The organism is Aeromonas sp. 61P, from assembly GCF_051919545.1.
GTDB classification, from domain to species: domain Bacteria; phylum Pseudomonadota; class Gammaproteobacteria; order Enterobacterales; family Aeromonadaceae; genus Aeromonas; species Aeromonas veronii.
This window is the reverse complement of record NZ_JBQBEL010000001.1, coordinates 3,487,854-3,501,675: the sequence shown is the minus strand read 5'-3', so window position 1 is coordinate 3,501,675 and position 13,822 is coordinate 3,487,854. Positions and strand designations below refer to the sequence as shown.

Sequence of the window (13,822 nt, the reverse complement as noted above, 5' to 3'; positions counted from 1 at the left end):
CACCTGAGATAAAAAAGGCCACCACCGTGTTTGCGGTGGTGGCCTTTGTTTTTGGCTGATTGCCGGGCTGAATAGCAGATTGGCTGGTGGTTTGATGCAGCCGACCTACTGCGCAGAGTCCTTGACGATCCCCTCGACCCGCACCTGCAGGCTCCCTTGCGCCAGGGTGGTGATGAGCTGATCGCCACTGTTGACCTGATCGGCGCGGCTGATGACTTCGCCGCGCACAGTGCGGGTGATGGAGTAACCGCGCCCCAGGGTGGCGAGCGGGCTCACCCCGTCGAGGCGGGCGGTGAGCATGGCGAGGCGGTGTCTAGCAAGGTCTTGCCGCTTGGCAATCAGGGCATGAAGCCGCTCCTCGGCCAGCTGGTGGCGGCGCTTGCCAGCTGCCAAGAGGCGCTCAGGACTCTTGCCTTGCAGGCGCAGTTCAAGGTTGGTGAGGCGCCGCTCACCCTGATGCAGCCGCTGGCGCAGCAGTTGCTGCAAACGGGCAGAAAGTTCGTCTAGGCGCTGGGATTGTTGCTCCAGCCGCCGCTTCGGATCCTGATGGTCGAGCCGCTTTTGCAGCAGGATGAAATCGTGGCGGGCGGTGGTCTGCTGGCGGCTCATCGCCTGCAGCAGTCGCTGTTTGAGGTGGGCGATGCGCTGGATGCGGGCCTGATTGTCTGGCGCCACCAGCTCGGCGGCGGCCGACGGGGTAGGGGCGCGCAAGTCGGCGGCAAAGTCGCTGATGGTGACATCCACCTCGTGGCCCACTGCGCTCACCACAGGTATGGCGGAGTGGGCAATGGCGCGCGCCACCGCCTCTTCGTTAAAGCACCAGAGATCTTCAAGCGACCCGCCGCCACGGCCGACGATCAGCACATCCACCTCGGCGCGCTGGTTCGCTTTGGCGATCGCCGCGACGATCTGGCTGATGGCGGCGCTGCCTTGTACCTGAGTCGGGTAGATAAAGACCGGCAGATCCGGCGCACGCCGTTTGAGCACGGTGAGCATATCGTGCAAAGCCGCGCCGGTGGCGGAGGTGATAAGGCCCACCGCCCGCGGTTCACGGGGCAGCGGCCGCTTGCGGCTTTCGTCAAACAGCCCCTCGGCGCCGAGGCGGCGCTTGAGCTCTTCAAAACGCAGGGCCAATACGCCGTCGCCCGCCGGCTGCATCGACTCGATGATCAGCTGGTAGTCGCCGCGCGGCTCATAGAGGGAGACCCGCGCCTGAACCAGCACCTGCATGCCATCCTGCGGGCGGAAGGCCACCCGCCGGTTGTTGCCCTTGAACATGGCGCAGCGCACCTGCGCCGACATGTCCTTGAGGGAGAAGTACCAGTGGCCGGAGCTTGGCATCGCCAGATTGGAGAGCTCGCCGGTCAGCCACACCAGCCCCAGATCCTGCTCCAGGATCATGCGCACGGCGCTGTTGAGGCGGGTGACGGTAAAGACCTGCTGCTCGCGGCCGCTCGCCGCACTGGATGGGGTAAATCGGTTCAAAGGCGTACCTGTGGTCTGCCCCGGCGGAGCCGGGATAAAACGATGGCCGCTATCTTAACCCGAAACAGGGGGAGGGCGTTAAGCAGGCGGCGCCAGCAGCAGAAAAGCAAGATTGGAAACGCTGCCGTTTATCCGGGCAGGCAGTATGGCTCCCGATAAAAGCCCTCGCGCTTGCCCGCATCTGGCCGCGTTGCAGCTTGCCTAGATGCCGTTGATATCTCAGGTGCTGCTGATGTTCACGGCGCCACCATTTTGACCAACGTTCACTCGCCCCCTGTTTGGAGTAGCTTATGAATCCCTCAACCCGTTTAAGTTTGACGACCCGTTTGCTGCACTGGTCGGTTGCCTTGCTGATGATTGGCCTGACCCTTGTAGGTTATCTGATGGTGAAATTTGAAATATGGGATCTCTATGCCCTACATAAATCCCTGGGGGTGATTGCACTGATCTTGATCCTGCCCCGCGCCATTCTCCGCCTTGTTAGAGGGTGGCCTGAGCCTGTGCGTCAATATCCTGTTTACGAGGCATTGGCAGCCAGGGCGATCCACTGGGGGTTGCTGATTTCAACGCTGCTTATTCCGGTGTCTGGTCTCTGTTATTCCGCAGCGGCTGGCCGAGGTGTCGCGATATTTGGCTGGTCTATTATCCCGATGAATCCAGATATCCATGATCCTGCCAATGTGATTCCATTCAGTGAATCCGTTCGGGATATTGCTCACACAGTCCATATATATTTGCCATATGTCATGCTGGCATTTTTGCTGGTGCACATTGTCGGGGCGTTGAAACATCATCTGCTGGATAAAGATAATACCTTGCTGCGGATGGTGGGGCGAAAATAATAAAGAGAGGCAACCCTTGTTTTGCCAGAAAATATATATTGGCAGCGGGCGAAATTTATTATCCAGCCCGAGCAAAGGACATTGAGAAGAGAATGATACCGGTGCGAGTGGTCGCCGCGAGGGCAAGAGACGATACAAGGACACAAGACAAGGGGAGGGTGGTCAGAGGCCGCTTGCCCCCTGAGCCCCTGTCGATCATCCCTTTGCATGGGGGTTAGGCTGCGTCGGCACCTACCGGTTTTGCATAAATCACCGGTTAGCCAACTCTTTTGCCCCGAAATGGCGCTTTTCGTACTGATAATCTTGGTTTTTTGGCGTTTTGGCCGCCTAAAAGAGGGCTATGCCATAAAAAATTCAAAAAACTTCTTTACCAGTGACCAATGCGTGAGTAAACTTCGTCGGCAATATTTTACACCCCCACTTCCTCAACGGTGAGATATTGCCATGCTCAGGATTGCCAAAGAAGCGTTAACCTTCGACGATGTACTGTTGGTTCCCGCCCACTCCGAAGTTCTTCCCAATACTGCCGATCTGCGTACCAAGCTGACCTCCGCCATCAGCTTGAACATCCCGATGATCTCCGCTGCCATGGACACAGTGACCGAAGCCCGTCTGGCTATCGCACTGGCCCAGGAAGGCGGTATCGGCTTTATCCACAAGAACATGTCCATCGAGCAGCAGGCTGCCGAAGTGCGCAAGGTCAAGAAGTACGAGAGCGGCGTGGTCACTGACCCCGTCACCGTGCGCCCTGACATGACCATCGCCCAAATCAAGGAGCTGAGCCACAAGAACGGCTTCGCCGGTTACCCCGTGGTGACTGACGGCAATCAGCTGGTCGGTATCATCACCGGCCGTGACGTGCGCTTCGTGATTGACCTCTCCCAGACCGTTGAACAGATCATGACCCAGAAAGATCGTCTGGTCACCGTGCGTGAAGGGGCCCCTCGCGAAGAGGTGGTTGCCCTGATGCAAAAGCACCGTATCGAAAAAGTGCTGGTGGTGAACGCCGACTTCAAACTCAAGGGCATGATCACCGTTAAAGATTTCCAGAAAGCCGAGCGCAAGCCCCACGCCTGTAAAGATGACAAGGGTCGTCTGCGGGTCGGTGCTGCGGTTGGTGCCGGTGCCGGCAACGAAGAGCGCGTCGCCGCGCTGGTGGAAGCCGGTGTTGACGTGCTGCTGATCGACTCCTCCCACGGCCACTCCCAGGGTGTGCTGGATCGCATCAAGGCCACTCGCGACGCCTATCCGGATCTGCAGATCATCGGTGGCAACGTGGCGACCGCCGCGGGCGCCAAGGCGCTGGCTGCTGCCGGTGTCAACGCCGTCAAGGTCGGTATCGGCCCGGGCTCCATCTGTACTACTCGTATCGTGACCGGCGTGGGTGTGCCCCAGATCACCGCCATCTCCGACGCTGTTGACGCGCTGGAAGGCACCGGTATTCCGGTGATTGCCGATGGCGGTATCCGCTTCTCCGGCGACATCGCCAAGGCCATTGCCGCAGGCGCCAGCTGCGTCATGGTGGGTTCCATGTTCGCCGGTACTGAAGAAGCGCCGGGCGAGATCGAGCTCTATCAGGGTCGCTCCTTCAAATCCTACCGTGGTATGGGTTCTCTGGGCGCCATGTCCAAAGGCTCCAGCGACCGCTACTTCCAGACCGACAACGCCGCCGACAAGCTGGTGCCGGAAGGCATCGAAGGCCGCGTGCCGTACAAGGGTCGCCTCAAAGAGATCATCCACCAGCAGATGGGCGGCCTGCGCTCCTCCATGGGCCTGACCGGCAGCGCCACCATCGACGACATGCGCACCAAAGCTGAGTTCGTGCGCATCTCCGGCGCCGGGATGAAAGAGTCCCACGTCCACGATGTGACCATTACCAAAGAAGCCCCCAACTATCGGATGGGCTGATAAAACGGGGCCCTGCGCCCCGTTTTTCCACCCTTTTTTTATCCCGTGCCCTTTGTGACAACATCAGCCTGATGCAGGAATAAAATGACTAAAGACATTCACCAGCACCGTATCCTTATCCTCGACTTCGGTTCCCAGTACACCCAGCTGATCGCCCGCCGCGTGCGCGAAATCGGCGTTTACTGCGAACTGTGGGCCTGGGATGTAACCGAAGAGCAGATCCGCGAATTCAATCCGAGCGGCATCATCCTCTCCGGCGGCCCCGAGTCTGTCACCGAAGCGGGCAGCCCGCGCGCCCCCGAGTATGTGTTCAACGCCGGTGTCCCTGTGTTCGGTATCTGCTACGGCATGCAGACCATGGCCGAGCAGCTGGGTGGCAAGGTGCAATCCTCCACCGAGCGTGAATTCGGTTACGCCAAGGTGGAAGTGCTGGGCGAAGCTGGCAAGAGCAGCGCGCTCTTGCGCAATATCGAAGATGCCATCGCCGACAACGGCAATGCCCTGCTGGATGTCTGGATGAGCCACGGTGACAAGGTCACCACCATTCCGGCCGACTTCACCACCATCGCCCAGACCCCGACCTGCCCGCACGCGGCCATGGCCAACGAAGCCAAGCGCTTCTACGGCGTGCAGTTCCACCCGGAAGTGACCCACACCCGTCAGGGTGCCCGCATGCTGGAGCACTTCGTCAAAGACATCTGCGGCTGCGAATGCCTCTGGACCCCGGCCACCATCATTGACGACGCCGTTGCCCGCATCCGCGAGGAGGTGGGTGACGATGAAGTGATCCTCGGTCTCTCCGGTGGTGTCGACTCCTCCGTGGTCGCCATGCTGGTGCACCGTGCCATCGGCGATCGCCTGACCTGCGTCTTCGTGGACAACGGTCTGCTGCGTCTGAACGAAGGCGAGCAGGTGATGGAGATGTTTGGTGACCACTTTGGTCTGAACATCATCAAGGTTGAAGCCGAAGAGCGCTTCCTCTCAGCCCTGGCCGGTGTTGACGAGCCGGAAGCCAAGCGCAAGATCATCGGCCGCGTCTTCGTCGAAGTGTTTGATGATGAAGCCAAGAAGCTGAAAAACGCCAAGTGGCTGGCACAAGGCACCATCTATCCGGACGTTATCGAATCTGCTGCCAGCAGACCGGCAAAGCCCACGTCATCAAGTCTCACCACAACGTCGGCGGCCTGCCGGAAGAGATGAAGATGGGTCTGGTCGAGCCGCTGCGCGAGCTGTTCAAAGACGAAGTGCGCCGCGTTGGCCTCGAGCTGGGTCTGCCCTACGACATGCTTTACCGTCACCCGTTCCCGGGCCCGGGTCTGGGCGTGCGCGTCCTTGGCGAAGTGAAGAAAGAGTACTGCGATATTCTGCGCCGCGCCGATGCGGTCTTTATCGAAGAGCTGCGCAAAGCTGACCTCTACAACCAGGTCAGCCAGGCATTCGCCGTGTTCCTGCCGGTGCGCTCCGTTGGCGTGATGGGCGATGGTCGCAAATATGACTGGGTCATTGCCCTGCGTGCCGTCGAAACCATCGACTTTATGACCGCCCACTGGGCTCACCTGCCGTACGACTTCCTCGGTCACGTATCGAACCGCATCATCAACGAGATCAACGGTATCTCCCGCGTGGTGTACGACGTTTCCGGCAAGCCGCCTGCAACCATCGAATGGGAATAAGCGGCTCGCGCCCTTCTGCCCATCGAGCATAAAAATGCAAAAAGACGCCCTTGAGGCGTCTTTTCTTTTCTCAATCGTTTGCGCTACACATCTTCTTTTTTAGAGCAGCTTTTTCGCCACCTTGCCCCTGTCATATGTGACAGGGGCATTTTTGCCATCCCGCACTAGGCTCTCTCATGCCAATTGAGCCTGCTGTCAACAGCGGCTTGTGGCTGGGGTGAGGGCTGATCCAGTTGCAGATAGCTGCGCAAACGGGCCCATCGTCATCGCGCCAACCGGCAGTGATGACACCCCGGTGGAGACCGGAAACCACTTGAATCAACGGGGCGCAGCCCGAACGGCCAAACGAGTCGGGATCATAGAGCACGGAGAGTTTGATATGTCAGAACAAGCAGTGTTGGTGGGTGGATGGACCGCATATCACAAGCTGACCGCCGAGGATCAGGCGGTATTTGATCAGGCACTGAAAGGATTTGTCGGGGTGCAGTACGTACCCTTTGAAGTCTCCACTCAAGTGGTTGCTGGTACCAACTACCGCTTCAAGTGCAAGAGCACAGTGCCGCTTGCCAAACCGATCCATGGTGAAGCCGTGGTGCAGATCTTCAAATCACTGGACGGGGATGCCCATATCACCTCCATTACACCAATCTGATTGGGTGGTAGGGCAAAGTGGGGAGGGGGAATAACCTCCAACCTTTTTGCTCCAAGTCCTTAAAATAAGAAAGACGCCTTAGGGCGTCTTTCTTATTTCCACTACCAGTTACCTCTGATGCGTGGTCAGTATTTGTACTTATTGATTGATTTGTTGATCTTGCTCAGGAAACTATCATCATTCGCTTTTGCTTATCTGCCTTGCTCGCTAGGATATCCGTCTGGATATGACCTCTTTGAAGTCACCGATGAATCAAACCAGAGACATCGCGTTGATCAAAAGCTGCAAATTAGATGCTCTCTGGTGGTAGCTTGGCTGTTATTCTGGAATGAAGCTGTATCAATTTACAATTGATGTATTGAAATATGGTCTAGGCGTTAAAAATCAGCTTATATAAATTGGTCGGTTACAAATTTTGAGTGTGTAATACATAACAAATGTTTCAAGAGGGACAGCCAACGCTTGGCATTTTTAGTGTGTGTTGGTTTTTTATTACGGTGTTATGCAGAATATTGACAGTGGCGTTGTCTGTCCATTAAGCGAGAGTTGGCTCACAAAGGGAAAATAATAAAATGCATAGAATATCGGAATTGGAAATTAAAAATTTTCGTTCATGTAAGAATACGAAAATTAAATTAGAAAAATTTACTCCGCTTGTGGGTTACAATAATGCTGGTAAATCTAACATTCTCAAATGTTTAGATGCACTTGTTAGGGGGAAGGGGCAAACAGATTCAAGCTTTAACGATACAAAAAAACCTATAGAAATTATTGCTCGCTTAGTTGGTCTAAGTGATAAGGCTTTAAGTCATCTTTCTGAACCACAAAAAGTAAGCTTAGAGCCTTATATCGTTGATGATTCATTAGATATTCGTTTTTTCCAAGAAAAGCCCGGAACAGCAAAAAATGCTGTGGTTCTTGGTATTCGGTCACCTCTAAATCCTAATGGCGAATGGAGTAATCCAAATGGATTACCTCAAGCCGTTACAACGTTGTTCCCTGAACCAACATTTATCAATTCGATGGAGGATTCGGCAGAGGACGTTTCTAAATTTAAGGTGGGGAATACAATAGGTAAGCTAATTTCAAATTTGCAAAAAGAAATTTTAAAAACGAAAGGTGAAGAGATAAATACAGCCTTGTCAGCTATAGGGAAAAAATTGAACCTTAATGGTGATGAGAGACTGCAAGAATTTTCTGAATTTGATGACTCTATCAATGGTAAAATCGGTGATTTTTTTCCTGGTTTAAAACTAAATTTAGACATCCCCACACCTGACATTAGTGACTTATTTAAACAAGGTAATATCAAAGTTACCGAAACTGGTAACCAAAGAAGTACCGATTTCTCAGATATGGGGCATGGAGCTCAGCGTGCTATACAGATGACGTTGATTAGGCATCTTGCAGAAATAACTAAGGATGTGAGTAAAGAGGGCAAAACCAACTTACTACTGATCGATGAACCTGAACTGTTTCTTCATCCTCAAGCGATCGAGCAAATCCGTGGCTCACTGAAAGTTCTAGCGGAAAAAGGCTATCAAGTTGTTTTTTCAACCCATTCACCTTTTATGATAGATCAGGCAGACATTCCAATTACGAATATTGTGCGTAAAAATGAGGATGGTACTAAAGTTGAAAGCCGGTTAAGGGAGGCTATTGAAAAAGTACTTGACGATAATGAATCTCAGGCACGATTGCTTTTTGATACCTATAATCTTGGACAAATACTATTTTCTGATATGGTACTAGTTGCAGAGGGGGATACAGAAAAGCATGTACTACCAACCTTATTTAAATCAGCTACTGGTAAGACACTTGGCGAGTCGAAGTTAGCATTAGTAATAGCCACAGGATCACCAAATATACCGGGAATGCTTTCTATCCTGAAAGAAATGAATATACCTGCTAAGGCCTTAGCAGATTTAGATTTCGCTTTTACTGTAGCTAAAACAAAGCAACTTATTGAAAAGGATCACCCTGCTTTAGAGGCTTGCTTGGATATCATACAAGAAATGCAGCCGGAGCATGGCTTTCTATTAAACGGACGAAATCCAACGAAAGGCAATAACTTTAAAGCCTCGGATATTTATGAGCTTTTAGCTAGTCAAGAAAAGTCGAAAGAACCAATTAATGTTATTTGCGAGCATTTTAAAGAAAACGCAATATGGATATGGTCATTAGGTGCAATTGAACCACATCTTTGTCTCGACGCAAAGGAAACAGGAGAGTGGTATAAATTTAAGCAAAAACTTACAGATAACCCACTTGAAGATGTAGTTGCCGATCATAAGCATATAAAGGCTTTCGTCACATGGTGTGTGAGCTAACAAACGTTTCAAGGGGGACAGTCAACTCGCAGCATCTTTACTACGTGTTGGTTTTTGTGATTTCAGTGCCGTAGGGTGCAATGAAATTGCACCTCTACTTTTGTTCCTCATACCTTGCACAAAAGCCGCGCGGCAAATGGTGCAATGCGCTGCGCTGCGCTTATTGCACCCTACCTGTTTCGTCAATTCGCTGAGGTGGGGCGGCTGAGCGCGATGCCGCGCCAAGGCAACCAAAGGGGCGATCTGCGCCCCGATTCTTCTGATCTCCCCGCTTTATATCGCCGCACGCTTGTCCGGCACAGCCTTATTGTCTGCTGACTCACAACCAACACTCCTGTTTCGTCACCCCCATCAGGCCGAGCAGAATAAAGGCCACCTTCACTCATACCTCGCCGCTTCCCAGGCGTGTATCGCCTGTTTGCGGGTCTCGCCCCAGTGATAGCCGCCGAGTTTGCCGTTTTGCTGGATGACCCGGTGACAGGGGATCATCAAGGCGACGGGGTTGGCGCCCACCGCCAACCCCACGGCGCGGGCGGCTTTGGGGTTGCCGACGGCATTCGCCACCTGGGCGTAGCTCACCACCTTGGCGGGCGGGATCTGCAGCAGCGCCCGCCAGACGCTGATCTGAAAGTTGGTGCCGCTCACGTGCAAGGAGATGGGGCGATCCGGCGCCTTGCTGCCATCGAACATGGTGTTGATGACGTTCTGGGTGCGTGATGGCGCCTCCCTAAGCTCTGCCTCGGGCCAGTTATGGGCGAGGGTGGCCAGCGGCACCTCTGGGGCCTTGTCATCGAGAAACGAGAAGTTGCACACCCCCCGCTGGGTCAGGGCGACGAATGCCTGACCAAAGGGGGTGTCGTGCACCCCGTGATCAATAACCAGCCCGGCCCCGCGCTGTTTGTACTCGCCCGGCGTTACCGCTTCGAGCTGCACGAAGTGATCGTAGAGCCGCGAGCCGCTGCTAAGGCCCAGGGTATCGGCCACCTCAAGCAGCGGGCGCGACTCCTGCAACAGCGCCTTGGCCCGCTCCAGGGTCAGCACTTGCAGATAGCGTTTGGGCGTCACTCCGGCCCAGCGGCTGAACAGCCGCTGGAAGTGAAAGGGACTTAAGTGAACGTGCGCCGCTATCTCGTCCAGAGTGGGCTGACGCTCCACCTGACTTGCGATAAAACGGATGGCATCGGCGATGCGGGCGTAATCAGACATAAGGCGCTCTCACGATAAGGTTTCGGTCGCAGGATCTTTGGGGCGACAACGTCATGTGCGACAAATTGATACCCCACCATCGGCCAGCAGGGCAATGCCGGTGGTAAAGCTGGATGCATCGGACGCGAGATAAAGGGCCGAGCGAGCGATCTCCTCCGGTTGGGCCAGCCGTTTGAGGGCATGCATATTCTGCACAAAGGCGAGGCTCTCTGGCGTATTGGCAAAAGCCCGTCCCATGGGGGTGTCGGTGCCCCCCGGCAGCAGGGCGTTGACCCGAATCCCTTGTGCCCCATACTCGGCGGCCAGCACCCGGGTCAGGCCAATGAGGCCCGCTTTGCTCGCCGCATAGGCCGCCATGCCGGGCAGTCCCAGGGTATGGCCGACAAAGGTGGAGGTAAAGATAAGCGAGCCGCCGCCGCGCGCCTGCATGGCGGGGATCTGGTACTTGGCTCCCACAAAGGCGCTGGTGAGGTTGGTATCCAGAATTTCCTGCCACTGCGTCAGTTCAAGCTGCTCTACGCTGCCCGGCGTGCCAGTGGTACCGGCGTTGTTGAAGGCGATATCTAGCCCGCCGAAACGGGTTAGCGCGAGATCAACAAGGTCGCGGGCGTAACTCTCGCTTTTCACATCTCCCGCCAGACTCACCGCCTGGCCCCCCTCGTGGCGGATCTCCTCCACCAGCAGATCCAGCTCGGGCTGGCGGCGGGCGCCGACGACGACGCTGGCCCCTTCGCGGGCAAACAGGATGGCGCTGGCGCGGCCGATGCCGGAGCTGGCGCCGGTGATGATGGCGACCTTGTTGGACAGTAATGACATGGCAGTTCCCTCGCTGAGTGTGTTGTGTGCCAAATCAGTGGTACACAGGGTTGGCTGTGGGTTGGAACCCCAATAGGTTCCAACCGACTTGGGTTTGGCCCCCACTATGGCAACCACTCCTCGCCGGAACGACCCGAATCTTGCTCTCTTTGTTCCCAAGTCGTTTTGCTACATGTCGAAACAGGCCTTCGCGGCAACAAAAGGGGAGAACTGAGCCCCGAATTCTTTATAATGCCCCCCTTTAAAACCGCCGGACCCGGGTTTGGCGCGCGCTGATGGCTGGCTACGTCATCAGGCAGATCATCAGGATTGAGAAACGGTTATGCATACTCTGGAACAGCTGCGCGCAGGTGAACTGTGCGGTGCCCGCCATTTGAAGCTCTCTGAAAATCTGACGGAGTTCCCCCACGAGATTTTGAGTCTGAAAGAGACGCTGGAGGTGCTGGATCTCACCGGCAACCAGCTAAGCGCGCTCCCTGACGAGCTGGCCGGGTTTGGCAAGCTGCGCATTATCTTCTGCTCCGAGAACCGCTTTACCGAGCTGCCCGAGGTGTTGGGGCGCTGTCCGAAGCTCACCATGGTGGGCTTTAAGGCCAACCAGATTGCCACCGTCTCGGCAAAAGCGCTGCCCGCCGGTTTGCGCTGGCTGATCCTGACCGATAACGCAATTGAAAGGCTGCCCGATGAGCTGGGCCAGTGCAATGCCCTGCAAAAGCTGATGCTGGCGGGCAACCGCCTGCGCGAGCTGCCGGCCAGCCTTGCCAACTGCCGCAAGCTGGAGCTGCTGCGCATCGCCGCCAACCGCATCGAACGCTTCCCCGAGTGGTTGCTCTCGCTGCCGCGCCTTTCCTGGCTTGCCTACTCCGGCAACCCCTTTAGCGAGGGGACGGAGGCGCGCGCCATCGATGATGCCCATGTCGCGCCCATTGCCTGGGAGACGCTGGCGCTGGGCGAGTTACTGGGGCAGGGAGCATCCGGCGTTATCCATCGCGCCACCCTTGTGGGTAATACTGCTGATGAAGTGACTCAGGCGAGCGATAGAGGCGATGCCAGTCAGGTGGCGGTCAAGCTGTTCAAGGGGGCGGTGACCAGCGATGGACTGCCCCGCTGCGAGATGGCGGCGTCGCTGGCGGCGGGCACTCATCCCAACCTTATCAAGGTGATAGGCAAGGTGGCGGATCACCCCTCCGGCATTCCGGCGCTGGTAATGGAGCTGATCGACCCAGCCTTTGCCAATCTGGCCGGGCCGCCGAGCCTGGACTCCTGCACCCGGGATGTCTATCCCGAGGGGCTGCATCTGAGTGTGCCGGATGCGCTGGCGATGGCCCACGGCATCGCCTCGGTGGCAGGCCATCTGCACCGCGCGGGCATCATGCACGGGGATCTCTACGGCCACAATATTCTGTTTTCCCGTGGGTCTGACGTGCCGGCTCGCGCCCTGCTGGGGGATTTTGGTGCTGCTTCCTTGTATGACCGCTGCGACCGCGAGCGGGCGCTGGGCCTTGAGCGACTGGAAGTGCGCGCCTTTGGTTGCTTGCTGGAGGAGCTGTTGGCCCATTGCGATACGCAAGACTCACCGCTTGATGGGTTGCATCAGCTCAAAGCGGCCTGCCTCTCGGAACTCCCCGCCGATCGTCCCGATTTTGCTTATATCGAGCGTCAGCTGGCGGCCGCTCGCGCCACGCTGTCGTGATCTTTCTGGCGTTGGCGGGCACGTTTTGGCCTGCCAATGTCATTCCTTTCATTGATTCATTCATTGCCATACTCCCATGACGTTTTTGCATGGATTGGTATGCTTTGCCCGTTATAAACGCAGCCAATTGCGATCATTGCGACAGCGAGGCGCGCGGCAAGGGGACGTCACGCCATTCGCCCGATAACACGCAGAGGCTGTGCGGCAAAAAGGGGAGGACAGAGGGTTGCGCGGTGCCGGTTAAGTTGTGATATTGAGGCATCTTTAGTACAGAAGGGTAATAACGATGGAAGCTGCGTTTTGGCATCAGCGTTGGGAAGAGAACCGGATTGGCTTTCATCAGGCGGACTTCAACCACTGGCTGCAATCCTGGTGGTCAGCCCAGCAAGCGGACGAGCCGGTGCTGGTTCCCCTGTGTGGCAAATCCCGCGACATGCTCTGGCTGAGCGCTCAGGGCCATCCGGTCGATGGTTTCGAGTTATCCAGCCTTGCCGTCAGCCAGTTCTTCAGTGAAAACCAGCTTGCCTCCACCGTGAGCGAGGTGGGCCCTTATCAGTGTCATCAAGTGGACAGCCTGCGCATTTTTCAGGGGGATTTTTTCGCCGCCTCCAGTCTGGGTCGCCGTTACCGGCTGGTCTATGATCGCGCGGCGCTGATCGCCCTGCCGACCGCGATGCGCCGCCAGTATGCAGCCCTGATCAGTTCGCTGGTCGAGACCGGTGGCCAGATCCTGCTGGTGACCCTTGAATATCAGCCTGAGCAGCAGAGTCAGCCCCCCTTCTCGGTGGGTGAGATGGAGGTGCGAGCCCTGTTCGAGCGCGATTTTCGTATTGAGGTGCTGGGGCGCGCCGCCGAGGTGGATCACCCGCGGGTGCTGTCGGGTCAGCTCTCCTACTTCGATGAGGTGGCCTACCGACTGGTTCGCCGGGGTTAACGGGCAGCTAGCGGGCGGCCAAAGGGTGATCTGCGCCGACAAATCATCGGGCTACGCGCTCTTCGCTACCTCCTTTGACGTAGATCAACGTGACTGGCGGGGGGAGTGCCTAATATGAGGCTGTTTCTCAATCACTGTTGGCATTGCAAAGCGAGTATCGGGTCTTTCCCGCTTGCTGATCAGCAACTCAGTGTCTGATTTTCACGCTCATGTTCACTTTTGGCGGCTTTGGTCGCAATTGTTATGGTTTTTCCAGCCGACCCAGATGGGTCGGCTTTTTATT

9 protein-coding genes and 1 pseudogene are annotated in these 13,822 nt (G+C 56.1%); 7 read left to right on the top strand and 3 right to left on the bottom strand.

Going from position 1 to position 13,822, the window contains the following annotated elements:
* Positions 1 to 105: 105 nt before the first annotated feature.
* Positions 106 to 1,485 carry an exodeoxyribonuclease VII large subunit gene (gene xseA, locus ACTG2O_RS16430; RefSeq protein ID WP_439976352.1) on the bottom strand — a complete coding sequence of 460 codons (1,380 nt, stop codon included), beginning with the start codon at positions 1,483 to 1,485 and terminating at the stop codon, positions 106 to 108.
* A gap of 290 nt (positions 1,486 to 1,775) precedes the next feature.
* Between xseA and ACTG2O_RS16425 the strand changes: the two genes are divergently transcribed.
* The 5 genes and pseudogenes from ACTG2O_RS16425 to ACTG2O_RS16405 all read left to right on the top strand — a co-directional run bounded on the left by ACTG2O_RS16425 (position 1,776) and on the right by ACTG2O_RS16405 (position 8,890).
* Positions 1,776 to 2,327, top strand: a complete 552-nt coding sequence (locus ACTG2O_RS16425; protein WP_236349295.1) for a cytochrome b — start codon at positions 1,776 to 1,778, stop codon at positions 2,325 to 2,327.
* A gap of 444 nt (positions 2,328 to 2,771) precedes the next feature.
* Positions 2,772 to 4,235, top strand: a complete 1,464-nt coding sequence (gene guaB, locus ACTG2O_RS16420) for an IMP dehydrogenase (RefSeq protein ID WP_005360033.1) — start codon at positions 2,772 to 2,774, stop codon at positions 4,233 to 4,235.
* Positions 4,236 to 4,319: 84 nt separating this feature from the next.
* Positions 4,320 to 5,908 (top strand): annotated as a pseudogene (gene guaA / locus ACTG2O_RS16415) (glutamine-hydrolyzing GMP synthase).
* A gap of 379 nt (positions 5,909 to 6,287) precedes the next feature.
* Complete coding sequence (locus tag ACTG2O_RS16410) at positions 6,288 to 6,560, top strand: hypothetical protein (protein ID WP_005337011.1); 273 nt, start codon at positions 6,288 to 6,290, stop codon at positions 6,558 to 6,560.
* Positions 6,561 to 7,132: 572 nt separating this feature from the next.
* On the top strand, positions 7,133 to 8,890 hold the full coding sequence (locus ACTG2O_RS16405) for an ATP-dependent nuclease (protein ID WP_150995950.1): 1,758 nt from the start codon (positions 7,133 to 7,135) through the stop codon (positions 8,888 to 8,890).
* A 378-nt stretch (positions 8,891 to 9,268) separates the two neighbouring features.
* Here the strand turns inward: ACTG2O_RS16405 and ACTG2O_RS16400 are convergent, their stop codons facing one another.
* Both ACTG2O_RS16400 and ACTG2O_RS16395 read right to left on the bottom strand, forming a co-directional pair.
* On the bottom strand, positions 9,269 to 10,096 hold the full coding sequence (locus ACTG2O_RS16400) for a bifunctional transcriptional activator/DNA repair enzyme AdaA (protein ID WP_439976351.1): 828 nt from the start codon (positions 10,094 to 10,096) through the stop codon (positions 9,269 to 9,271).
* A 51-nt stretch (positions 10,097 to 10,147) separates the two neighbouring features.
* The gene (locus tag ACTG2O_RS16395) at positions 10,148 to 10,912 is read right to left on the bottom strand and encodes an SDR family oxidoreductase (protein WP_421211325.1); all 765 of its coding nucleotides are present in this window, start codon (positions 10,910 to 10,912) and stop codon (positions 10,148 to 10,150) included.
* Positions 10,913 to 11,234: 322 nt separating this feature from the next.
* Between ACTG2O_RS16395 and ACTG2O_RS16390 the strand changes: the two genes are divergently transcribed.
* Both ACTG2O_RS16390 and ACTG2O_RS16385 read left to right on the top strand, forming a co-directional pair.
* A complete protein-coding gene (locus ACTG2O_RS16390) occupies positions 11,235 to 12,605 on the top strand; it encodes a leucine-rich repeat-containing protein kinase family protein (protein ID WP_439976350.1) in 1,371 nt (456 codons plus the stop codon).
* 286 nt (positions 12,606 to 12,891) lie between these two features.
* Positions 12,892 to 13,539, top strand: a complete 648-nt coding sequence (locus ACTG2O_RS16385) for a thiopurine S-methyltransferase (RefSeq protein ID WP_439976349.1) — start codon at positions 12,892 to 12,894, stop codon at positions 13,537 to 13,539.
* The last annotated feature ends 283 nt before the right edge of the window (positions 13,540 to 13,822 follow it).

Excerpts from the sequence above, each read along its gene's own strand:
- ACTG2O_RS16425 (WP_236349295.1), top strand. The coding sequence starts at position 1,776 with ATGAATCCCTCAACCCGTTTAAGTTTGACGACCCGTTTGCTGCACTGG.
- guaB (WP_005360033.1), top strand. The coding sequence starts at position 2,772 with ATGCTCAGGATTGCCAAAGAAGCGTTAACCTTCGACGATGTACTGTTG.
- ACTG2O_RS16410 (WP_005337011.1), top strand. The coding sequence starts at position 6,288 with ATGTCAGAACAAGCAGTGTTGGTGGGTGGATGGACCGCATATCACAAG.
- ACTG2O_RS16405 (WP_150995950.1), top strand. The coding sequence starts at position 7,133 with ATGCATAGAATATCGGAATTGGAAATTAAAAATTTTCGTTCATGTAAG.
- ACTG2O_RS16400 (WP_439976351.1), bottom strand. The coding sequence starts at position 10,096 with ATGTCTGATTACGCCCGCATCGCCGATGCCATCCGTTTTATCGCAAGT.
- ACTG2O_RS16395 (WP_421211325.1), bottom strand. The coding sequence starts at position 10,912 with ATGTCATTACTGTCCAACAAGGTCGCCATCATCACCGGCGCCAGCTCC.
- ACTG2O_RS16390 (WP_439976350.1), top strand. The coding sequence starts at position 11,235 with ATGCATACTCTGGAACAGCTGCGCGCAGGTGAACTGTGCGGTGCCCGC.
- ACTG2O_RS16385 (WP_439976349.1), top strand. The coding sequence starts at position 12,892 with ATGGAAGCTGCGTTTTGGCATCAGCGTTGGGAAGAGAACCGGATTGGC.